The 22,853-nt window shown below is 72.4% G+C and carries 11 protein-coding genes and 1 pseudogene; 8 read left to right on the forward strand and 4 right to left on the reverse strand.

The window, feature by feature from the left end; translation table 11 throughout:
• The first annotated feature begins 74 nt into the window (after positions 1 to 74).
• Entirely contained in the window at positions 75 to 4,367 is a 4,293-nt protein-coding gene (hrpA, locus tag ACFJIT_RS02630) for an ATP-dependent RNA helicase HrpA (RefSeq protein ID WP_379654941.1), read from the forward strand.
• Positions 4,368 to 4,521: 154 nt separating this feature from the next.
• Here the strand turns inward: hrpA and ACFJIT_RS02635 are convergent, their stop codons facing one another.
• The gene (locus ACFJIT_RS02635) at positions 4,522 to 6,321 is read right to left on the reverse strand and encodes a chloride channel protein (RefSeq protein WP_306990802.1); all 1,800 of its coding nucleotides are present in this window, start codon (positions 6,319 to 6,321) and stop codon (positions 4,522 to 4,524) included.
• A gap of 177 nt (positions 6,322 to 6,498) precedes the next feature.
• Between ACFJIT_RS02635 and ACFJIT_RS02640 the strand changes: the two genes are divergently transcribed.
• The 3 genes from ACFJIT_RS02640 (at position 6,499) to ACFJIT_RS02650 (ending at position 11,537) form a co-directional block, all read left to right on the forward strand.
• Positions 6,499 to 8,670 (forward strand): RelA/SpoT family protein, encoded by a 2,172-nt coding sequence (locus ACFJIT_RS02640; protein ID WP_379654942.1) that lies wholly within the window; start codon positions 6,499 to 6,501, stop codon positions 8,668 to 8,670.
• A 429-nt stretch (positions 8,671 to 9,099) separates the two neighbouring features.
• Positions 9,100 to 10,674: a hypothetical protein gene (locus ACFJIT_RS02645; protein ID WP_379654943.1), complete on the forward strand. Its 1,575-nt coding sequence runs from the start codon at positions 9,100 to 9,102 to the stop codon at positions 10,672 to 10,674.
• A 2-nt stretch (positions 10,675 to 10,676) separates the two neighbouring features.
• Positions 10,677 to 11,537 (forward strand): EcsC family protein, encoded by an 861-nt coding sequence (locus ACFJIT_RS02650; protein WP_130524947.1) that lies wholly within the window; start codon positions 10,677 to 10,679, stop codon positions 11,535 to 11,537.
• 77 nt (positions 11,538 to 11,614) lie between these two features.
• Here ACFJIT_RS02650 and ACFJIT_RS02655 read toward each other — a convergent pair.
• Positions 11,615 to 13,721, reverse strand: a pseudogene (locus ACFJIT_RS02655) (glycosyltransferase).
• A gap of 97 nt (positions 13,722 to 13,818) precedes the next feature.
• Here ACFJIT_RS02655 and mrcB point away from each other — a divergent pair.
• The 4 genes from mrcB (at position 13,819) to ACFJIT_RS02675 (ending at position 20,799) form a co-directional block, all read left to right on the forward strand.
• Positions 13,819 to 16,248: a penicillin-binding protein 1B gene (mrcB, locus tag ACFJIT_RS02660; RefSeq protein ID WP_379654944.1), complete on the forward strand. Its 2,430-nt coding sequence runs from the start codon at positions 13,819 to 13,821 to the stop codon at positions 16,246 to 16,248.
• Positions 16,245 to 16,772 carry a tetratricopeptide repeat protein gene (locus ACFJIT_RS02665; RefSeq protein ID WP_379654945.1) on the forward strand — a complete coding sequence of 176 codons (528 nt, stop codon included), beginning with the start codon at positions 16,245 to 16,247 and terminating at the stop codon, positions 16,770 to 16,772. Before mrcB ends, ACFJIT_RS02665 begins: the two co-directional genes overlap by 4 nt.
• 31 nt (positions 16,773 to 16,803) lie before the next feature.
• Complete coding sequence (locus ACFJIT_RS02670) at positions 16,804 to 18,816, forward strand: ATP-dependent DNA helicase (RefSeq protein ID WP_379654946.1); 2,013 nt, start codon at positions 16,804 to 16,806, stop codon at positions 18,814 to 18,816.
• A 345-nt stretch (positions 18,817 to 19,161) separates the two neighbouring features.
• Entirely contained in the window at positions 19,162 to 20,799 is a 1,638-nt protein-coding gene (locus ACFJIT_RS02675; RefSeq protein WP_286575152.1) for an NAD+ synthase, read from the forward strand.
• On the opposite strand, the gene ACFJIT_RS02680 is transcribed toward ACFJIT_RS02675, so the two are convergent.
• Positions 20,787 to 21,647, reverse strand: a complete 861-nt coding sequence (locus ACFJIT_RS02680; RefSeq protein WP_379654947.1) for a PhzF family phenazine biosynthesis protein — start codon at positions 21,645 to 21,647, stop codon at positions 20,787 to 20,789. The two genes, ACFJIT_RS02675 and ACFJIT_RS02680, sit on opposite strands and share 13 nt — an antisense overlap.
• Before the next feature lie 311 nt (positions 21,648 to 21,958).
• Positions 21,959 to 22,837, reverse strand: coding sequence for an outer membrane protein assembly factor BamD (locus ACFJIT_RS02685; protein WP_379654948.1), 879 nt, complete (start codon positions 22,835 to 22,837; stop codon positions 21,959 to 21,961).
• Positions 22,838 to 22,853: the final 16 nt, after the last annotated feature.

The raw sequence follows: 22,853 nt of genomic DNA on the forward strand, positions 1-22,853 counted from the left end.
TCATCAGTGGCGATGCGTCACAATAAACGCCGCAGATGAAGATTGGTAATCAAAAGATTCACGCAGAACGATTCATGGCTTCAATCGCCCCGCTTCCCACCCAGCCCGACGCCGCGCGGCGCGCCATCGATGGCGCGCTGAGCCGCGACCGTGGCCGCCTGCACGGCCTGTGGTCGCGCTGGAAGGCCGCGCCGGAGGACGCGCAGCTGCGCGCGCGCTTCGGCCAGGCGCTGGCCGAGTCGGTGGCCGCCTGCCAGGCGCGTGCGGCCAACCTGCCGGCGGTGACGCTGGACCAGGCGCTGCCGATCGCGCGCGAGGGCGAGCGGATCGTCGAGCTGATCCGCCAGCACCAGGTCGTGGTGATCGCCGGCGAGACCGGCTCGGGCAAGACCACCCAGCTGCCCAAGCTGTGCCTGGCGGCCGGGCGCGGCGCGGCCGGGATGATCGGCTGCACCCAGCCGCGCCGCATCGCCGCGCGCGCGGTGGCCCGGCGCGTGGCCGAGGAGCTGCAGGTGCCCATGGGCGGCGCGGTCGGCTACCAGGTGCGCTTCAACGACAACGTCGGCGACGACACGCGCATCAAGTTCATGACCGACGGCATCCTGTTGGCGGAGATCGCCAGCGACCGCTGGCTGTCGAACTACGACACGATCATCGTCGACGAGGCGCATGAGCGCAGCCTCAATATCGACTTCCTGCTGGGGTATCTGAAGCAGCTGCTGCGCAAGCGCCGCGACCTGAAGGTCATCGTCACCTCCGCGACCATCGACACGGCGCGCTTCGCCGCGCACTTCGACGACGCGCCAGTGGTCAGCGTGGAAGGGCGCACCTTCCCGGTGGAAGTGCGCTATCGGCCGCTGGAGGAGCCGGGAGTGGAGCGCGGGGATTCGGGATTGGAGACCGCGGATGGCCGCGAGCGCTCGACATCCCGTGCTTCCGCCAATCCCGACTCCCGAATCCCCACTCCCGACCTCACCGTCAACGAGGCGATCGTCGCGGCGGTCGACGAGATCACCCGCGAGGACGCGCGCGGCGACGTGTTGATCTTCCTGCCGGGCGAGCGCGAGATCCGCGATGCGCACCAGGCGCTGGAGCGGCGCAAGTACCGCCACACCGAGGTGCTGCCGCTGTACGCGCGGCTGTCGGCTAAGGACCAGGACGCGGTGTTCAATCCCGGCGCGCAGCGGCGCATCGTGCTGGCCACCAACGTGGCCGAGACCTCGCTGACCGTGCCGCGCATCCGCTACGTGGTCGATCCCGGCCTGGCGCGGGTCAAGCGCTACAGCCCGCGGCAGAAGCTGGACCGCCTGCACATCGAGCCGGTCAGCCAGGCCAGCGCCAACCAGCGCATGGGCCGCTGCGGGCGCGTGGCCGAAGGCATCTGCGTGCGCCTGTACGCGCAGGCCGATTTCGAGGCGCGTCCGCGCTATACCGACCCGGAGATCCGGCGTTCCTCGCTGGCCGGCGTGATCCTGCGCATGCTGCAGCTGGGCTTGGGTCGGATCGAGGATTTCCCGTTCCTGGAGGCGCCGGACGAGCGCGCCATCGCCGATGGCTGGCAGCAGCTGGTCGAGCTGGGCGCGGTCACCGAGGCCGACCGCCACGGCCTGCGCAAGCTGACCGAGGTCGGCCGGCGCATGGCGCGCCTGCCGGTGGACGTGAAGCTGGCGCGCATGCTGGTCGCCGCGCAGGCGCACGGCTGCCTGCGGCCGATGCTGGTGATCGCCGCGTTCCTGGGGATCCAGGATCCGCGCGAGCGCCCGCCCGAGGCGCGCGAGGCGGCCGACAACGCGCATGCCAAGTTCGCCGATGCGCGCTCGGAGTTCGTCGGCATCCTGCGGCTGTGGGACGGCTATGCGCAGGCGCACGGGGAGCTGACCCAGTCCAAGCTGCGCGACTGGTGCGGGCGCCACTTCCTGGGCTTCCTGCGCATGCGCGAGTGGCGCGAGCTGCATCGTCAGCTGCGGGTGCTGTGCGAGGAACTGGGCTGGGTGAGCCAGCGCGCTGACGCGCCACTGGCGCGTGCGCTGGCGAACGCCCGTCCAGGGATGGACGGGCCGGACGTTCCGGGTGCAGTGATGTCGCGCCAGGGAGGGCCGCAGCAGAGCGACGATGCGCGGTTAATGCAGGCGCTGCTTGCCGGCTCGCCCGCCGCGCCGGTCGGGCAGGACGGCAAGTCCGCCTCGCGCCCCACGCGCGGCGAACTGCATCGCGCCGCGCGCCTGGCGCGCGAGGGCAAGGCCTCGCCGCCGGGCGCAGCGCCGGCCCAGGCCGCGCCTTCGCCCGCGGCACAGGACGACAGCGCGCCGCGGATCAGCGAGCGTGAGCGCAGCGCGGCCTACCAGTCGCTGCACCGCGCGCTGATCGCCGGCCTGCCGACCCAGGTCGGGCATCGCACCGAGAAGGGCGATTTCCTGGCCCCGCGCCAGCGCCGGTTCCATCTGTTCCCCGGCTCGGCCCTGGCCAAGAAGCCGCCGGCCTGGGTGCTGACCGCCACGCTGCTGGACACCCAGCGCGTGTGGGGCCTGACCAACGCGGCGATCGAGCCGGACTGGGTCATCGCCGAGGTGCCCCAGCTGCTTGCGCGCAAGCATTTCGACCCGCACTGGTCGCGCGCGCAGGGGCAGGTGCTGGCCTCCGAGCAGATCAGCCTGTTCGGCCTGGTGCTGGCGCCGAAGAAGCCTGTGCACTACGGCCGCATCGCGCCGCAGGAGGCGCATGAACTGTTCGTGCGCCAGGGCCTGGTGCCGGGCGAGATCAACACGCGCGCCTCGTTCGTCGCCGACAACGGCAAGGTGCTGGCCGCCGCGCACGAGGAAGAGGCCAAGCTGCGCCGCGCCGGCATCGTCGCCGACGAGGACTGGCAGGCGCGCTGGTATCTGGACCGCATCCCGGGCGAACTGCATTCGGCCGCAGGCCTGGACGCCTGGTGGAAGACGCTGCCCGACGACAAGCGCGGCGGCCTGCGCTGGTCGCTGGCCGACCTGCTGCCGGGCGAGGGCAGCGAGGCCGATCGCTATCCGAAGTACTTCGCGCTGGGCGATGCGCGCCTGCCGCTGCACTACACCTTCGAGCCGGGCGCGGAGGACGACGGCGTCACCCTCGAGGTGCCGCTGCACCTGTTGAACGCCCTGGATGCGGCGCGGCTGTCGTGGCTGGCGCCGGGCTTCGTCGCGGAGAAGGCGGCCGCGCTGATCCGCACGCTGCCCAAGGCGCAGCGGCGCAACTTCGTGCCGGCGCCGGACTTCGGCCGCGCGTTCTTCGAGGCGCATCGCAAGCCCTCCGGCGACGACCTGCGCGGTGAGCTGGCGCGCTTCCTGGCCAAGGCCACCGGCGTGGCGGTGAGCGCGCTGGATTTCGACGAGGCCGCGCTGGAGCCGCATCTGCGCATGCACCTGCGGCTGCGCGACGAGCAGGGCAAGGTCCTGGCGTCTTCGCGCGATCTGGAGGCGCTGCGCGAGCGCTTCGGCACGCAGGCCGGCCATGCCTTCGCCGCGCGCGCCGGGCGTGCGCTGGCCAGCGAGGGCCTGCACGCCTTCCCGCACGACCCGATCCCGCTGCAGGTGCCCGGCGAAGCCGGCGTGCCGGCGTATCCGGCGCTGGTGGACGAGGGCGACAGCGCCGCGCTGCGCATCTTCGCCGACCGCGCGCAGGCGGCCGCGGCGCATCCGCGCGGCGTGCGGCGCCTGCTGGAGTTGGCGCTGGCCGACAAGGTCAAGCAGGCGCGCAAGCAGCTGCCGGTCTCGCCCAAGACCGGGCTGCTGTATGCGGCCATCGAATCCCAGGAGCGCCTGCGCGGCGACATCGTCGATGCGGCCCTGAACGCGGTGCTGGCCGAGGGCCTGGGCGAGATCCGCGACCCGGGCAGCTTCGCCCAGCGCCGCGATGCGGCCGGCAAGGCGCTGTTCGGCGAGGCGATGGAGCGGCTCAAGCTGGCCGAGGCGATCCTGGCCGGCGTGGCCGAGCTCAAGCCCGAGCTGGAGGCGCCGCTGATGGGCTGGGCGCGCGGCAACCTGGACGATCTGACCGCCCAGCTGGCCGCGCTGGTGCATCCGGGCTTCCTGCGCGACACGCCGGCGCCGGCGCTGGCCCAGTTCCCGCGCTATCTCAAGGCGATGAAGCTGCGCGCCGAGCGGGCCAAGCGCGATCCGACCCGCGACCAGCAGCGCATGCTGGAGCTGGTGCCGTTCATGCAGGCGCTCGAGGATGCCGCCGCGCTGGGCCGCGCCGCCTCGGACGACTGGCAGGCGCTGCGCTGGGACCTGGAGGAACTGCGCGTGTCGCTCTTCGCCCAGGAGCTGGGCGCCCGCAGCGGCGTCAGCCCGAAGAAACTGGCCCAGCGCGTGGCCGCCCTCCAGGGGCGCTGACTCGCTCCCTCCCTTTCGCGTAGCGAAGGGGAGGGCTGGGGAGGGGTGCTGTTGCTTTGGCTTTTCAGGCGCTCCGCGAAAGGCCCCCCTCCCAGCCTCCCCCTGCCCGCTGCGCGGGCAAGGGGAGGGGCAGAGGCGCGGCAGCGCCCAGGGATCACTCATCTCCGCTGACGCGCTCGCCCATCAGCTCGCGCTGCCGCTTCTCCAGCTCCTCGGCGTAGCGCTTGCGCACGAAATTCTCGGACAGCACGCCGAGCACCTTGCGCTCGTCGTCGACCACGGCCAGTTCGTCGGCCTGGGTGGCGTCGAAGACCTTCATGATCGAGACGATGTCGGTGTCGGCGGTCAGCGCGGTGTCGCGGTGCTGGGCGTACTGCGCCACGGTGGCGTCCTCGCGCACGCGGTCGGCGTAGACCGTCGACAGGGGCACCAGCCCGGCGTAGTGGCCGCGCTCGTCCTCCAGCACCACGCGCTGGGTCGAACCCAGCGGGAAGCGGCGGCGGAACTCGGCCACGCTGGTGTCCTGCAAGGTGTGGTTGGCGTCCTTGCGCATCATCTTGCCGGCCGACAGGTTGCGCACCCAGCCCACGTCGCGCGCGCTGCGGATGCTTTCCCCGCGCAGGTGCAGGCGCCAGGTCGAGAACGAATAGCCGAAGGCCTGGCGCACCACCGTGTTGGCCACCAGCACCGCCACCATCACCGCGGTGGTCAGCACGAAATCGTGGGTGCCCTCCAGGATCAGCATGGCCATGGTCATCGGCGCGCCGACGATGGCCGCGGCCAGGGCCGCCATGCCCACCAGCGCCGCGCCGGTGACGTCCACCACCGAGGCCTGGACCAGCTGGTTCATGCCCACCGCGAAGAACGCGCCGACCAGCGAGCCCATGAACAGCGAGGCGAAGAACAGGCCGCCGCGGAAGCCGAAACCCAGGCAGATGCCCGAGGCCAGGCACTTGAGCACCAGCAGCGTGGCCAGCAGCTGCAAGGTGTTGTCCCCGCCGATGTCCAGGTGCAGCGCGCCGTGACCGGAGGACAGTACCTGCGGCGAGACCAGCGCCAGCGGGATCAGCAGCAGGCCGCCGATCACCGGCCGGCCCCAGATCGGCAGCTGGATCTTGCCGACGCCGCGTTCGATCCCGGCCACCAGCCGCATCACCGCGATGCCGATCAGCGCGCAGGTCAGCCCCAGGGCGATGTAGATGGCGTAGTCGCGCGGCTCGAGCTGGTAGGCGGTGGCCGCCGGCAGCGTATAGGCCGACGCGCCCAGCGTGTCGGCCATGAACGCCCCGGCCAGCGCGGCGGCGGCCACCGGCGCCAGCGCCGAGGGCACGTAGGCGCCGATGACGATCTCGAAGGCGTAGAACGCCCCGGCCAGCGGCGCGCCGAAGGCCGCGGCGATCGCCCCGGCCGCGCCGGCGCCGACCAGGGTGCGCATGTCGGTGCGGCGCACGCGCAGGATGCGGCCCAGCTGCGAACCGGCGCCCGAGCCCATCTGGGTGTAGGTGGCCTCCAGCCCGACCGAGGCGCCGAAGCCGTTGGACAGCAGCGTCTGCGCGGCGACGATCAGGTTGTCGCGCATCGACATGCGGCCGCCGTGCAGGGCGTTGGCTTCGACCGAGTCGATCAGCGCGCGCTTGCGTCGCCGCGCGATGAGCGTCACCAGCCCGACCAGCAGGCCGCCCAGCGGCAGCACCAGCAGCTGGCTGAGGCTGACATGGTCGAGCATGCTCAGGCGCTGGTCCGGCGCCAGGCCGTACAGCCAGGCCTGCAGGCGATGGGCCATGCCGCTCTGCAGGACGGTCAGCGCCGCGGCGATCAGCCCGACCAGCGCGGCCAGGCCGATGAACCACAGGTCGCTGGCGCGGAACTGGCGGCGCAGCCAGTCCAGCGGACGGTGCGCCTGCACGCCGCACCAGCGCGCCAGCGGCTGCAGCCTATCGGCGAGGCCTTGCATCAATACGCACGCGAACGTTCCCTGCCTGTGTACGCGCAGACCGGCGCGGCGCAGGGATGCGCGGTGCGCCGGGGGCGGATCGCACGGTGTGTGCGCGGCATGGGTGTTCTTCAACGAGGGGCAGGCCGTTAGTGTAGTCGTACCCTTCGATCCCCACCGTGTGATGGTGCACGCCTGATGTCCGCTTCACCGACGCTGCCGCTGTCCGCCTCCGACGCCGCCCTGTCCGTGCTGCCCGCCGGCCTGCGCGACCAGGTCGAGCCCGCCCTGGCCCAGCCCGGCGCGCAGGACGGCATGCCCGATCCGTGGCCGGTGCTGGCCAACACCCTGGCCACCCTGGCCGGGCTGTCCGCCGACGCCGAGGTGCTGGGCGCGGCCCTGCTGTTCGGCCTGCCGGGCCTGCAGCCGGCGCTGCTGGGGACGCTGCGCACGCGCCATCCCGGCCTGCCGGCGCTGCTGGATGGCCAGGCCGCCGCCGCGCAGGTCTGGGCGCTGCATGCCGAGCCGGCCTCGGCGCGCAATACCGAAGGCCTGCGCCGGCTGCTGCTGGCCATGGTCCACGACCTGCGCGTGGTGCCGATCCTGCTGGCGCGGCAGCTGGCGCGCATGCGCGCGGCCGCGACGCTGCCGGCCGACCAGCGCCGCGAGCTGGCCCTGCTGACCCGCGACATCCATGCGCCGCTGGCCAACCGACTCGGCATCTGGCAGCTGAAGTGGGAGCTGGAAGATCTCTCCTTCCGCTACCTGCAGCCGGACACCTACCGCTCCATCGCCGCGCAGCTGGACGACAAGCGCGGCGGGCGCGAGCGCTACATCGAGCAGGTCAAGGCGACCCTGCGGCAGACCCTGGCCGCGCACCACATCGCCGCCGAGGTCAGCGGCCGGCCCAAGCACATCTACAGCATCTGGAAGAAGATGCAGCGCAAGCAGGTGGCGCTGGACGAGCTGTTCGACCTGCGTGCGGTGCGCATCGCGGTCAGCGACGTGGCCCAGTGCTACGCGGCGCTGGGCGTGGTGCATGCGCTGTGGACGCCGATCCCGTCGGAGTTCGACGACTACATCGCCCGGCCCAAGGCCAACGACTACCGCTCGCTGCACACCGCCGTGATCGGCCCGGAAGGGCGCGCGCTGGAGGTGCAGATCCGCACCCACGAGATGCACGCCCAGGCCGAGCTGGGCGTGGCCGCGCACTGGCGCTACAAGGAGGGCGGCGGCGATGCCGCCTTCGACCGCAAGATCGCCTGGATGCGCCGGCTGCTGGAGCATGCCGGCGACAGCGAGGCGGGCGATACGGCCAAGGCGGAGGCCGCGCTGGGCGGGGAGTTCGCCGCCGAGCTGGCCGAGGACCGCATCTATACGCTCACGCCCAAGGGCGAGGTGATCGACCTGCCGCGCGGCGGCACGGTGCTGGATTTCGCCTACCACGTGCACACCATGGTCGGGCACCGCACGCGCGGGGCCAAGGTCAACGGCCGCATCGTGCCGCTGGGCCACGTGCTGCGCAGCGGCGACCGCGTGGAGATCATGACCGCCAAGACCGGCGAGCCCAAGCGCGACTGGCTGTTGCCGGCCAACGGCTTTCTGGCCAGCGCGCGTTCGCGCGACAAGGTGCGCGCGTATTTCCACAAGCTCGACCGCGCCGGCAACATCGCCGCCGGCAAGGAGCTGCTGGAGCGCGAGCTCAAGCGCCTGCATCTGCACCAGCTGGACCTGGGGCCGGCGCTGCGCAAGTTCCGCGCCGAGAGCGCCGAGGAGCTGTACATCCAGGTGGCCCTGGGCGACACCGGCCCCAGCCAGGTCGCCCGTGCGCTGCAGGAAGAGCAGCGTGCGCAGGCCGGCGACGGCCCGCTGCCGCCGCAGAATCCGATCCGCCGCCCGGTGCAGCGCGCGCCCGGCGCGGACAAGTCGCGCTTCACCGTGCAGGGCGTGGGCAATCTGCTGGTGCAGCTGGCCAAGTGCTGCCAGCCGGTGGCCGGCGAACCCATCGTTGGCTACCTCACCCGCGGCCGCGGTGTCACCGTGCATCGGCGCGACTGCGCCGCGCTGCGCCGGCTGGCCGCCCAGCATCCGCAGCGCGTGCTGCCGGTGGAGTGGGGCGTGGCCGGTGGCGGCTACGAGGTCGATGCGCTGATCAGCGCCATCGACCGCAAGTGGCTGCTCAAGGACATCACCACGCTGATCGCCCAGGAGGATGCGCACGTGCTGGATATCCACAGCGACAGCGCCGGCGGCGCCGGCAGGATCCGCTTCCGGCTGCGGCTGAAGGTCTCCGACTACGGGCAGCTGTCCACCCTGCTCGGCAAGCTGGACGCGTTGCCCGGTGTGCAGGACGCGCGCCGGGCCGGTTGAGCGCGGCTTTCAAAGCGCGTTCTTGCCACACAGCAAAGCGCGTCTTCGGTTGTCCGCGCCGCGCAGTGGCCTCCGCCGCAGCTTTTGGCCCCCTCCCTTTCGTGCGCAGCACGAAGGGGAGCTCGAAGTCGCGGCGAGCGACTGAGGGGGAGGGGTGCTCTTGCTTCTGCACTTCAGGCACCGCGCGAAAAGCACCCCCTCCCAGCCTCCCCTGCCCGCTGTGCGGGCAAGGGGAGGGGCAGATCACGCTTCAATCGTCGTTCCCGTGGACGCCGGAACCCCAGCCTTGTGCACGCAGCGCGAGAGGCATTGGATCCAGCGCGCTCGCGGAAATGACAGTGGATCCCGGTGCCCCGGTTTCTCCTGCAAATCTGCCGTTCAGCATAGGGAACGGCTTGTCACGTTGGCTGGCGGATACTGCCGCGCGTGATGGAGCCGCACGACCGATTGCCTGACGGCAGGATCGAACCGCGCATCGACTGGCAGGCCACGCCAGGCGAGCCAGATCGCGTGCGCCCGCTGCCGGTGCAGCGCCAGACGCGGCGCTGGCCGTGGATCCTCGGTGCGGCCGTGCTCGCGCTGCTGGTCGCGGCGGTGGCGCTGCGCCAGCCGATCGCCGATCGGCTCTGGCAAGGCACGCGCGTGCAGGCCTTGCTCGACCAGGGCGAAGCGGCGCTCAAGCAGGGCCGGCTGAGCGCGCCGGACGGCAGCGGCGCGCGCCAGCGCTTCGAGGCCGCGCTGGCGCTGGACAACGACCGCAGCGAGGCGCGCGACGGCCTGGCCCGCGTCGGTCGCGCCGCGATCGGCCAGGCGCGTGCCGCGCTGGCCGCAGTCGACCTCGCAGGTGCGGGCGCGGCGCTGGACTTGGCCCGCCAGCTGCAGGTGCCGCGCGCCGACGCCGACGCGATCGCGGCCGAACTGCGCCAGCGCGAGGCCCGCGCCGCCGGCATCGGCACGCTGCTGGCCCAGGCCGTGGCCGCGCGTGCGGCCGGGCGCATCGTCGGTGGCGACGATGCCGCGCTGCCGCTGTTCCAGCGCGTGCTGGCGCTGCAGCCGGACAACACCACCGCGCTGGAGGGCCGCGAGGATCTGCTGTCCGACCAGCTGCAGCAGGCGCGCCGTGAACTAGCGGCCGGGGAACTGGCCCAGGGCGCGCAGCTGATCGAGCAGGTGCGCGGCTTCGACGCCGGCCACTTCGACCTGCCGGCCGCGCGCGCGCAGCTGGCGCGCGCGCTGGACGATCAGCGTCGCCAAGCCGAGGCCGATCTGCGCCGCGGCCGCTTGGACGCGGCGCTGGAGCGCTACCGCGCCGTCCTCGCCGCCGCGCCCGGCGATGCCGCCGCCACGAGCGGCGTGCAGCAGGTCGCCCGGGCCTACGCCGAGGACGCAGAGCGGCAGGCGGCGGATTTCGATTTCGAGCAGGCGCGCGCCGCGCTGGCCCAGGCCCGCGCGCTGGCGCCGCAGTCGGCGGCCGTGGCCGAGGCCACGCGCGCGATCGAGCGCGCCCAGCGCAGCCAGGCGCGGATGGAGCACGCCGCGCCGCCCTCGCCGCAGCGCCAGCGCCGCGTGATCGCCCTGCTGGAAGAGGCCGAGCGCGCCCAGGCCCGCGGCGACTGGGTCGACCCGCCGGGCGAAAGCGCCTACGACAAGCTGCGCGCCGCCCAGGCGCTGGCGCCGGACGACGCGGCCGTGCGCCGCGCCGCGCAACGCCTGCTGCCCAACGTGCAGGGCTGCGTGAGCCGCGCGCTGGCCGCCAACCGCGTGCGCGCCGCGCAGACCTGCCTGGATGCATGGCAGGCCATGGCGCCGGGCGATGCCAGCCTGGCGGCGGCGCGCCGGCAGCTGGCGATGCGCTGGATCGACATCGGCAGCGAGCGCCTGGGCGCCGGCGAGCTGGGCGTGGCCAGCGAGGCCCTGCAGCGCGCCCGCGGCCTGGACCGCAGCGCGCCGGGGCTGGCCGACTTCGCCGCGCGCATTGCCCACGCCCGCGCCGGAGGCGGCTGAGCATGGCCCGCGCACAGCCGCTGGTCGGCGAACTCATCCCGGCAGGCCAGGCCGGCACGCTCGGCCCGCATGAGCTCGAACAGCTGCGCCAGGCCGTGCGCAGGCTCGAGCACCCCAGCTTCGGCGCGCGCGTGGCCAATCTGGTCGGCGCGCCGGTGGAGCGGCTGGTCGGCTTCCTGCCGCGCCGGGCCCATGCGCTGATCGCCGCGGCCACGCGCAAAGCCATCGGCGCGGCCCTGCGCCTGTCGCTGACCACGCTGGACACGCGCGTGCCGGCCGAGGGCGCGCGCAAGTCCTCGGACTGGTGGCACCTGGGCGCGACCTCGGCCACCGGCGCCTTCGGCGGCGCGTTCGGCCTGACCGCGCTGGCGATCGAGCTGCCGCTGACCACCACGATCATGCTGCGCTCCATCGCCGATATCGCCCGCAGCGAGGGCGCCGACCTCAACGACCCGGCCGTGCGCCTGGAATGCGTGCGCGTGCTGGCGATGGGCGGCCCGTCCTCGGCCGACGACGCGGCCGAGGTCGGCTATTACGCCGCGCGCGAGGCGATGAGCCGCATGGTCGCCGACGCGGCCACGCACGTGGCCCGCCACGGCCTGCAGAAGGAAGGCGCGCCGGTGCTGGTCGGCCTGGTCAAGGCCATCGCCGAGCGCTACTCGATCCAGGTCAGCGAGAAGGCCGCCGCGCAGTGGATGCCGGTGCTGGGCGCGCTGGGCGGGGCGACGGTCAACGCCGTGTTCACCGACCACTTCCAGAGCATGGCCCGCGGTCACTTCGTCGTCCGCCGTCTCGAACGCCTGCACGGCCCGGAGACGGTGCGCGTGGCGTATGAGGCGCTGGCGCGGCTGATGGAGGAGTGAGCGAAGAGGAGTGAGCGAAGAGGAGTGAGGCGTGAGCGGAAGCGAGCGCCTGCATTCGCTCACTCACTCATCTCCCCTCACTCCTGCTCCAGGAACAGCCGCCTCACCGTCGCGCGTGCCGCGTCGAGCGAGAAGTGCCGGCGCACATTGTCCAGGCCGTTTTCGGAGAGCTGGCGCCATAGCGCGGCGTCGCTGTCCAGGCGCAGCACGGCGTCGGCGAAGGCCTGGGGCGTGTCGGCCACCAGCACATCCAGCCCGTCGCGCAGGTGCATGCCTTCGACCGCGATCGACGTCGCCACCACCGGCAGGCCGTGGGCCATGGCCTGGTTGACCTTGCCCTTGACCCCGGCGCCGAAGCGCAGCGGCGCCAGCGCGATGCGGCTGGCGTCCAGCAGCGGCTGCAGGTCGGGCACGTGGCCGTGGACGATGAGATGGGCGCCGGCCAGGCGCCGCACCTGCGGCGGCGGGTCCATGCCCACCACGTGCAGGCGCAGGCGTGGGGCGCGCGCCAGGATCAGCGGCAGCACCTGCTCGCCGAACCACACCACCGCATCGACATTGGGCGGGTGGTGGAAGCCGCCGACGAACAGCAGATCGGCGCGGTCCTCGAACGCACCGCCGGGCGTGGCCGGGCGATGCAGGTTGGACAGGATCTCCACGCGCACCTGCGGCGCCACGCGCGCCAGTTCCTCGGCCTCGACCGGGCTGACCACCACGGTGGTGTCGGCCGCGGCCATCACCGCCAGTTCGCGCGTTCTGGGTGGCCTGCGCCTGGCGCAGCATGGCCGCATCGCCGCCGGTCTGCGCGCCGCGCTGCTCGCGCAGGTAGTGCAGGTCCACGGTGTCGAACACCACCTTGGCCTGCGGCGCATGCGTGCGCAGCAGCGGTACCACCGCGTCGGCCACGTAGTGACGGCAGACCATCGCCGTGGCGAAGCGCGCGCCGTGCTGGCGCAGGAAACGCGGCAGGGCAGTGGCGAACGGCGCGTACCAGACCTCCACGCCCATGGCCTGCAGCGCCTGCGTATAACCCGGCACATGGGCCAGGTCGGCGGCGACGAACACCACGTGCGCGCCTTCCTCCTGCAGCAGCGCGATCAGGTTGACCAGGCGCAGCGAGGCCGAGTCGCGGTCCGGCCGCGGCGTCATCGAATCGATCAGCAGCACCTGGCGCTGGTGCGCGTGCAGGCTGGCCGGAGAGGGTTCGCTGCGCTGGGTCGGATGGGCCTGCAGCGTGGCCTGCCACTTGTCGGCGAACACGGCGGCGTTGCGCACCTGGTAGGCCTTGATGCCGCTGCCGGTGTCGTTGCCGGCGGTCGCGCCTTCGCGGTGCACGACCACCGAGGCCGGCTGGTACAGCACGCGTCGGCCGGCCGCGCGCACGGCGAAGGCCAGGTCGGTGTCCTCGTAATAGGCCGGCGCGTAGCGGGTGTCGAAGCCGCCGACCTGTTCGAACAGCGCGCGCGGGATCGCCACTGCGGCGCCGGAGAGGTAATCGGCTTCGCGAACATAGTCATAGCGCGGGTCGTCGGGCGAGTCGAAGCGGCCGTAGTTCCAGGCCGAGCCATCGGCGAACACCACGCCGCCGGCCTCCTGCAGGCGGCCGTCCGGATAGACCAGCTTCGCCCCGGCCAGCCCGGTGCCCGGATGGGTATCGAAGGTGCCCAGCAGCGCCTCCAGCCAGCCGGGCTGGGGCAGGGTGTCGTTGTTGAGGAAGACCAGGTAGCGCCCGCGCGCCAGCGCCGCGCCGTCGTTGCAGGCGGCGATGAAGCCGCCGTTGCGCGGGCGCAGGTGGTAGCGCAGGCCCTGCACCCGCGGCAGGCAGGCGGCGGTGTCGTCGGGCGAGCCGTCGTCGACCACGATGATCTCCACCGGCAGCGCCGGCGGCCGGGCGGCCAGCGCGCGCAGGCAGTCCAGGGTCATCTGCAGCTGGCCGTAGACCGGGATGATCAGGCTGGCCAGCGGCGCCTCGGAGGCCGGCACGGCGAAGGGCGAGAACGGCTGCGAGGCCGGCAGCCACAGCGGCCGGGCGGGGGCGGGGCGGTTCAGGGCGCCGGTCAGGCGCTGCCAGGCGCGGCGGGCGGTCGGGGCCAGGCCGCGGCTGCGCGCGCTGGCGATGACGCGCCGCAGGGTGGAGGCCGCGCGCGTCCAGGCAAAGCGCGCCTCATCCCACAACATCCTCATCAGAACTCAACTCCGGCTGATCGGGCGGAAGGCCGCGCGGCCGGCCGCGTGCGGGCCTGCGCTAGACTCTCCTGTCCTTTTCATTGTCGCACCACCTGTGGCCCGCAACGATTACGACGCCGACGAGGCGTACGACGACGAGCACGACGAGGCCACGACGGCCCCCCCGGCCTGGCGCAACCGCCTGATCACCGCCGTGTTGGCGCTGCTGGGGCTGGGGCTGGGCTTCATGATTCCGTACGTGGCCTACCTGAACCACCAGGTCAGCCAGCGCTTCGGCGCGCTGCAGTGGCAGATCCCCACCCGCGTCTACGGCCGCCCGTTGCCGCTGGCCGAGGGCGAGGCGCTGGACGCGGCCACGCTCAAGACCGAGCTGGACGCGGCCTCCTACCAGGATGACGGCAAGGGCCAGCTGCCCGGCACCTATGCGCGCGACGGCAACCGCTTCACCATCGCCAGCCGCGGCTTCACCGACGTGGACTACATCATCCCGGCCACGCGCATCCAGGTGACGCTGTCGGCGGGCGAGGTGCAGGGCCTGCGCGACCTGGCCCGCGGCCGCAATATCCGCTCGGCGCGGCTGGACCCGGCGCGCATCGCCACCCTCTACGGCCAGCAGCAGGAAGAGCGCCGGCTGGTGCGGCTGGAGGACGTGCCCGAACTGCTGGTCACCGGCCTGCAGGCGGTCGAGGACCGCGACTTCGCCACCCACCATGGCATCGACCTGTCCGGCATCGCGCGCGCGGGCTGGGAGTTCGTCAGCAGCGGCGGCCAGGTGCGCCAGGGCGCCAGCACGCTGACCCAGCAGCTGGCCCGCAGCGGCCTGCTCGGCATCGGCCGCGAGCAGACCGTGGGCCGCAAGTTCAACGAGATCCTGTACGCGCTGATCCTGGAGGCGCGCTACGACAAGCGCACCATCCTGGAGGCCTACTTCAACCAGGTGTATTGGGGCCAGCGCGGCAGCCAGGCGATCCACGGCGTGTCGGCGGCCTCGGAGTTCTGGTTCGGCCGCGATCTGGACAGCCTGTCCACCGAGCAGATGGCGCTGCTGATCGGCATCGTCAAAGGCCCGTCCTACTACGATCCGCGCCGCCATCCCGAGCGCGCCCGCGAGCGCCGCGACCTGGCCCTGCGCCGCATGCTGGCGACCAGGCTGATCGACCAGAAGGAATTCGACCGCGCGGTGAAGGCCCCGCTGGGCGTGACCACCGACCCGGGCATCACCGCGGCCAACCGCTTCCCGGCCTATGTGGACCTGGTGCGCCGCCAGCTGGCCCACGACTATCCGTCCGACGCCCTGCAGGGCGCCGGCCTGACCGTGATGACCGGCATGTCGCCCTCGGCCCAGGCCTACGCCGAAGGCGCGGTCAAGCGCACCATCGACCAGCTGCAGAAGGGCAAGCGCCCGCCGCTGCAGGCCGGCCTGGTGCTGACCGACACGCACAACGGCGACGTGCTGGCGGTGATCGGCAACCGCGACGTGGCCGTGCCGGGCTTCAATCGCGCGGTCGAGGCCCAGCGCCAGGTCGGCTCGATCATCAAGCCCTTCGTCTACCTGCTGGCGCTCTCGCAGCCGGACACCTGGTCGCTGGCCAGCTGGGTGGACGATGAGCCGATCACCGTGCCGCTGGGCCGTGGCCGGAGCTGGAGCCCGTCCAACTCCGACAACCGCAGCCACGGCCGGGTGCGGCTGATCGATGCGCTGGCCCATTCCTACAATCAGGCGACCGTGCGCGTGGGCCTGAAGGTCGACCCGCAGCGCGTGGCCGACCTGCTCAAGGTGCTGGCCGGCGTCGAGGCCGAGCCCAACCCCTCGCTGATCCTGGGCGCGACCGACCAGAGCCCGTATGCGATGGCGCAGGCCTACCAGTTCCTGGCCTCCGGCGGGCAGATCCAGCCACTGCACGCCGTGCGCGGCGTGATCGACGCCCAGGGCCGGGTGCTCAACCGCTACGACAAGACCCCGGCCAAGGCGCAGGAGGGCGATTCGATCGCCGCCCACCTGGTCACCGTGGCGCTGCAGGCGGTGGTCACCGACGGCACCGGCCGCCAGCTGCTCAGCGACGGCCTGGGCCGGCTGTCGCCGGCCGGCAAGACCGGCACCAGCAACGACGGCCGCGACAGCTGGTTCGCCGGCTACACCGGCGATCACCTGGCCGTGGTGTGGATGGGCAACGACCAGAACCTGGAGACCGGCCTGTATGGCGCCACCGGCGCGATGAAGGTCTGGTCGGGCATCTTCTCGCGCCTGCCCAGCGCCCCGCTGCAGGTCTCCAGCCAGGGCCTGGACTGGCAGTGGGTGGCCGATTCGGCCGCCACCGACGCCAGCTGCCCGGGCGCGCGCCGCTTCCCGTTCGTGGCCGGCCATGCGCCGCCGTACCAGGCCTGCCAGCAGTTCTCCACGCCGGAGGAACAGTCCGGCGGCTGGCGCCGCTGGTTCGGCCTGCCGCCCAAGGAGGAGCCAGAAGCCCCGGCCCGCGAACTGCCGACCCCGACCCCGCCGCCGCCGTCCACGAGCCCGCTATGACCCGTCCCTGCCGTCTTGCCCTGGCCTGCGCGCTGCTGCTGCCGCTGGCCGCCTGCGTGACCGAACCGCCGCCGCCGCCGGCCGCCCCGGCGCCGCCGCGCCTGACCCCGACCCAGGCGCTGAACGCCGTGCTGGCCGTGGCCAAGACCGACGACCGCGAGCTGGACGTGCAGCCGATCCGCGACCCGCAGGTCGAGGACCTGCGCGAGGCCTCGGTCGCCGCCCAGCGCCGCCGCGACTGGCAGGCCTCGGCCGAGGCGCTCAACCAGGCCCTGCTGATCAGCCCGGACGACCCGGCCGTGCTGCAGGAGCGGGCCGAGGTGGCCCTGGCCCTGGGCGACTGGGAGCGTGCCGAGACCCTGGCGCGCAAGGCCTTGTCGCTGGGCTCGAAGACCGGCCCGCTGTGCCGGCGCCACTGGTCGACCATCGAGCAGTCGCAGATCGCCCGCGGGCAGACGCAGAACGCCGCCTCGGCGCACGCCCAGATCGCGGCCTGCACCGTGGCCGGCTTCGACCGGATGTGAGCGGCGCCGGTCGCCGCCGCGCGGCGCGCTGATGGCGCAGCTGTCGCAGGCCAGCTGCGAGGCGCTGGGCGAGGGCGGCGCCCTGGCCCAGCGCCTCGAGAACTTCGTCCCGCGCCAGGCGCAGCTGGCCCTCACCGGGGCCATCGCCGATACGCTGGATGCGCGCGAGACCCTGCTGGCCGAGGCCGGCACCGGCACCGGCAAGACCTACGCCTACCTGGTGCCGGTGCTGCTGTCCGGTCTGAAGGCGATCCTGTCCACCGGCACCCGCGCGCTGCAGGACCAGCTGTTCCACCGCGACCTGCCGCGCGTGCGCGCCGCGCTGGGCGTGGGCCACAGCGCGGCGCTGCTCAAGGGGCGCGCCAACTATCTGTGCCGCTACCGGCTGGCGCAGGCGCGCGGCGAGCCGCGCTTCGTCTCGCGCGAGCAGGCCGACCAGTTTCAGCGCATCGTGGTGTGGAGCGGGCGCACCCGCTACGGCGACATGGCCGAGCTCGAATCGCTGCCCGAGGATTCGCCGCTGCTGCCCATGGTCACCTCGACCGTGGACAACTGCCTGGGCACCGAATGCCCGTTCTGGGACGACTGCTTCGTGGTCCAGGCGCGCCAGCGCGCGCAGGCGGCCGACGTGGTGGTGGTCAACCATCACCTGCTGCTGGCCGACCTGGCGCTCAAGCAGGAGGGCTTCGGCGAGATCCTGCCGGGCGCGCAGGCCTTCGTGATCCACGAGGCGCATCAGCTGCCGGAGCTGGCGGCGAACTTCTTCGGCGAAGGCTTCGGCCTGCGCCCGCTGCAGGAGCTGCTGCGCGATGTCCTGATCGAGGCGCGCCAGGCGCCCGGCGCGCTGGCGCCGCTGCAGCCGCCGGTGGCCGCGGCGGAGCAGACCCTGCGCGAGCTGCGTGCGGCGATGGAGTTCCTGCCGCCGCGCGGCACGCGCGAGCGCGCGCTGGGCAGCGCGCCGGTGCGCGAGGGCTTCGACGCCCTGGTCGTGGCGCTGGAGGACCTGGCCCGCGCGCTGGCGCCGCTGGCCGACACCACGCCCGGCCTGGACGCCTGCAACGCGCGCTGCCACGATATCGAGGGGCGGCTGTTGCGCTGGCTCGGCGATCCCTCGGCGAACGGGCCGCAAGCCCAGCTGCGCCATGCCGATGTGCCCCCGGCGGACCTCGACGACCTGTCGCTGGCGCCGGACGACGCGCCGCATGACGCCTCGACCGATGTGTTCTGGTACGAACTGACCCCGCGCGGCTTCCGCTGTCAGCGCACGCCGCTGGATGTATCAGGGCCACTGCGCCAGCACCGGCAGGCCTCGCATGCGGCGTGGGTGTTCACCTCGGCCACGCTGACGGTGGGCGGTGGCTTCGACCACATCGCCCTGCGCCTGGGCCTGGACGATCCGCACACGCTGCTGCAGCCCAGCCCGTTCGACTGGCCGCGCCAGGCGCTGTGCTATCAGCCGCCGAGGCTGCCCGATCCCAATGCGCGCGGCTATGGCACGGCGCTGGTCGCCGCGCTGCTGCCGGTGCTGCATGCCTCGGACGGGCGCGCCTTCCTGCTGTTCGCCTCGCATCGCGCGCTGCGCGAGGCCGCCGAGGCGCTGCGCGACGCGCCCTGGCCGTTGTTCGTGCAGGGCCAGGCGCCGCGCGCCACGCTGCTGCAGCGCTTCCGCGAATCGGGCAATGGCGTGCTGCTGGGCTCGGCCAGCTTCCGCGAAGGCGTGGATGTGGTCGGCGAGGCCTTGAGCGTGGTCGCCATCGACAAGCTGCCCTTCGCCGCGCCGGACGACCCGGTGTTCGAGGCGCGGCTGGAGGCGATCCGCAACGCCGGCGGCAATCCCTTCCGCGACGAACAGCTGCCGCAGGCGGTGATCGCGCTCAAGCAGGGCGTGGGCCGGCTGATCCGCAGCGAGACCGACCGCGGCGTGCTGGTGCTGTGCGACCCGCGCCTGTCCGGCAAGGCCTATGGCCGGGTGTTCATGCAATCGCTGCCGCCGTTCGCGCGGACCCGCGAAGTGGCCGATGTGGCGGCGTTCTTCGGCAAGTGAGCGAAGCGCTGGTTGGGGAGCCGGTGCGGAATTTGAGGGAGGAGGCTCGGGAAAGCCCATCGCCGGCATGCCGGCTCCCACCGAGCAAAGGCACGGCAGTGGATTGATCAAGCCGCCGCCTCCTCGTAGAGCGGAGCTTGCTCCGCTGCGTTTCGATCGGGTCTTCGGGAAAGCCCCAGCGGAGCAAGCTCCGCTCTACACAGCGTGATCCGCCTGGGCGACGATGAGGCTTGACCGACGAGGTCCGACTTCACCGACGGTCGCACCCGGTGCGTCGTTCGCATAGGCCGACCGGGCGCTTCTGAAATAATGCGCGGGTCTGTCCCGCATCGCATCAGGTGACCCATGCCCGCAACGCTTCGCATCGCCATGGCCCAGTTCGACTATCCGGTCGGCGACGTGGCGGGCAATACCCGGCGCATCATCGAGCAGATCGCCATCGCCCGCGACGAATACGGCGCCGACGTGGTGCTGTTCCCCGAGCTGGCGCTGAGCGGCTATCCGCCGGAGGACCTGCTGATGCGGCCCTCGTTCCTGGCCGACTGCCACCGCGCGCTGGCCCAGGTCGCCCAGGCCGCGACCGGCATCGTCGCGGTGGTGGGCTGGCCCGAGAGCGCCGGCAGCGTGCTCTACAACGCCGCCAGCGTGCTGCGCGATGGCCGCATCGAGGCGACGTATCGCAAGCGCGAGCTGCCCAACTACAACGTCTTCGACGAGCGCCGCTACTTCCACGTCGATCCCGACGGCGGCAGCTGCGTGTTCGAGGTCAAGGGCGTGCCGGTGGGCGTGGTGATCTGCGAGGACCTGTGGTTCGCCGAACCGCTGGCCGACACCGCGCGCGCCGGCGCGCAGCTGGTGCTGGTGCCCAACGCTTCGCCGTTCGAGCACGGCAAGCACGCCCAGCGCGATGCGCTGCTGGCCCAGCGCGTGGCCGAGACCGGCGTGGCGCTGGCCTATCTCAACGTGGTCGGCGGCCAGGACGCGCTGGTGTTCGACGGCGCCTCGGTGGTGGCCAGCGGCAACGGCGAGATCTCGCCGGCGGCGGTGGCCTTCGCCGAGCAGTGGCTGGTGGCCGATTACGACGCCGCCTCGCGCGTGTTCTCGCCGGTGCTGTGGCGCGACGAGGGCGACGAGAGCCGCGATGGGCTGGCCTGGCGCGCGGTGGTGCGCGGCATCGCCGACTACTGTGGCAAGAACGGCTTCAGCAAGGTCTGGGTGGGGCTGTCCGGCGGCATCGACTCGGCGATGGTGCTGGCGCTGGCGGTCGATGCGCTGGGCGCCGGCAACGTCACCGCCGTGCGCATGCCCTCGCGCTACACCGCCGGGCTGTCCAACTCGCTGGCCGAGGAACAGTGCCGCGCGCTGGGCGTGCGCATGGAGACCGTGGCGATCGAGGCGCCGTTCAAGGGCTACCTGGAGGCGCTGGGTCCGTTGTTCGAAGGCCACCCGGTCGACACCACCGAGGAGAACCTGCAGTCGCGCGCGCGTGGGGCGATCATGATGGCCCTGTCCAACAAGTTCGGCGGGCTGCTGCTGACCACCGGCAACAAGAGCGAGTACGCGGTCGGCTACGCCACCATCTACGGCGACATGTGCGGCGGCTATGCGCCGATCAAGGACCTGTACAAGACCGAGGTCTTCGCGCTGTCGCGCTGGCGCAACACCGTGGGCGGCGCGCCGGTGATCCCGCCGGCGGTGATCGACCGCCCGCCCTCGGCCGAGCTGCGCGAGAACCAGCTCGACCAGGACTCGCTGCCGCCCTACGACGTGCTCGACGCGATCCTGCTGCGCTATGTCGATCTGGAGCAGTCGCGCGAGGAGATCATCGCCGCCGGCTTCGACGCCGACACCGTCCACCGCATGCTGCGTCTGGTGCGGGTCAACGAATGGAAGCGCCAGCAGGCCGCCCCCGGCCCCAAGGTCTCCCTGCGCGCCTTCGGCCGCGAGCGCCGCTACCCGATCAGCAACCGCTACCCGGCCTGAGCCGGCGCCGGAATCGGCACGGCGCGGCCGCTCACCCGGATCGGACCCGCCGCCGGGATGTGCACCCGCAGCTGGCTCGGTCGGCCCATGTCCTCGCCCTGCACGATGTGGAGGTCGGTCGGCGCCTGGACCGCGCCGAGCGCGCGCAGGTAGGCGCCGAAGGCCGCCGCGGCCGCGCCGGTGGCCGGATCCTCGACCACGCCGCCGCTGGGGAAGGGATTGCGCGCGGCGAATTCGCACTCCGAGACGCGCCAGACCAGCGCCAGCGTGGTCAGTTCGTGCGCCTGCGTCAGCGCCTTGAGCCCGGCGAAGTCGTAGTCCAGCCGCGCCAGCCGCTCGCGCGTGGCGGCGGCCAGGATCAGGTGGCGCGCGCCGGCGTAGGCGATGGCCGGCGGCAGCGCCGGGTCCAGCTCGTCGGCGCTCCAGCGCAGCCGGGTCAGGGCCTGGTCGAGCAGGCCCGGCGGCAGCGCGGGCAGCACGTGCGGGGCGACGCTGGTCAGGGTCGCGCCGATGCCGGCGTCCTCGCGTGCGGTGACCACCTCGACCAGGCCGGCGCGGGTGCGGAAGCGCAGCGTGCCCGGGCCATCGCGCTCGGCCAGCGCGACCGCGCCGGCGATGGTGGCGTGGCCGCAGAACGGCACCTCGTCCAGCGGACTGAAGTAGCGCACGTCGAACGCGCCCGCCTCGCCCGGCTGGACGAAGATCGATTCGGAATAGCCCAGCCGCGTGGCCAGCGCCTGCATGTCCGCCGTCGCCATGCCCGAGGCATCGAGCACGACACCGGCAGGATTGCCGCCCTCGGGCCGATCGGTGAACGCGCTGTAATGCAGGACATGAGGTGAGGACACGTACGGACCTTGGGAGCGGAAGAGTCGCCTCAGCTTAGGGCGTGGCGCGCACGCGGCCCAGCACCGCGGCGCGATGCTGGATTCCACACGCGGTCGTAGCGCTGAGGTGTTGGGGGCGCGTCGATCATCACTCTCGCTCCCCTGTCCATCGTCGCTCCCGCGAAAGCGGGAGCCCAGGGACTTTGGTGCCGAACGCCAGAGAAGCCGGCTCAGCGCCTTCTGTCGGACTCCCGTTCCTGTCGGCGCCTCCTGCCACCCACAAAGAGAAGGGGCCTCAAAGGCCCCTTTCATCCCGCAGCGATCCGCTTCGCTCAGTGCGCATCTTCGCGCTCGTTGTCCAGCGCCGACTTCTCGCCGGCGAAGGGGTTGAGCTTGCGCATGGTGCTCGGGAAGTCCGGCCACTTGCCGGCCAGCCAGGGGTGCTGCGGGTCGTTCATCTGCAGCACGCGGCGGGCGTCGTCGGCCAGCTGCTTGTTGCCCAGGCGGGTATAGGCCTCGCCCAGCAGAGCGACGGCGTCGTACTGGTACTCGCTCTGCGGCAGGGTCTCCAGGATGTACTTGGCGCGGCCCACGGCGGCGGTGTACGCGCCGCGGTGCAGGTAGTACAGCCCGGCGTCCATCTCGTGGCGGGCGAAGGTGTTGCGCAGCTCGAGCATGCGCACGCGCGCGTCGGCGGCGTAGCGGCTGTTGGGGTAGCGCTCGGAGACCAGATTGAAATCGCTGTAAGCCTGCATTGGGGTGGACAGGTCGCGGCGGCTGGAGTCCAGGCTCCAGACCTTCTGCAGGAACACCGTGTCGCGGTTGGAATTAACCAGACCGCGCAGGTAGCGCACATAAGGCACATTGCGCTGGGTTGGATAAGTGGTCAGGAACCGGTCGATGCTCGATACGGCTTCCTCCAGTTTGCCCGATTTGTACTGCGCATAGGCCAGTTCCATCTGCGCCTGCTCGGTGTATGGACCGTAGGGATACTGAGCTATGAGCGCCTTAAACTGCTTCTCCGCACCAGACCAATTGCCGCGGGTCATGTCGGTGTGGGCTTCGGTGTAGATGGCCTCGACCGGGCGGGAGTCGATCGCCTTGTCCTTCTTGTTGTGGCCGCAGCCTGTGGCCGTGAGGGCCACCACCAGGAGCAGGAGCAGGACGCGGACGGTGGCGCGGGCGGACGGGGCTGCGAAACGCTGGGACATGGGCTGGCGGACGGGC

It is taken from the genome of Pseudoxanthomonas sp. UC19_8, from assembly GCF_042700505.1.
GTDB lineage: Bacteria > Pseudomonadota > Gammaproteobacteria > Xanthomonadales > Xanthomonadaceae > Pseudoxanthomonas_A > Pseudoxanthomonas_A winnipegensis.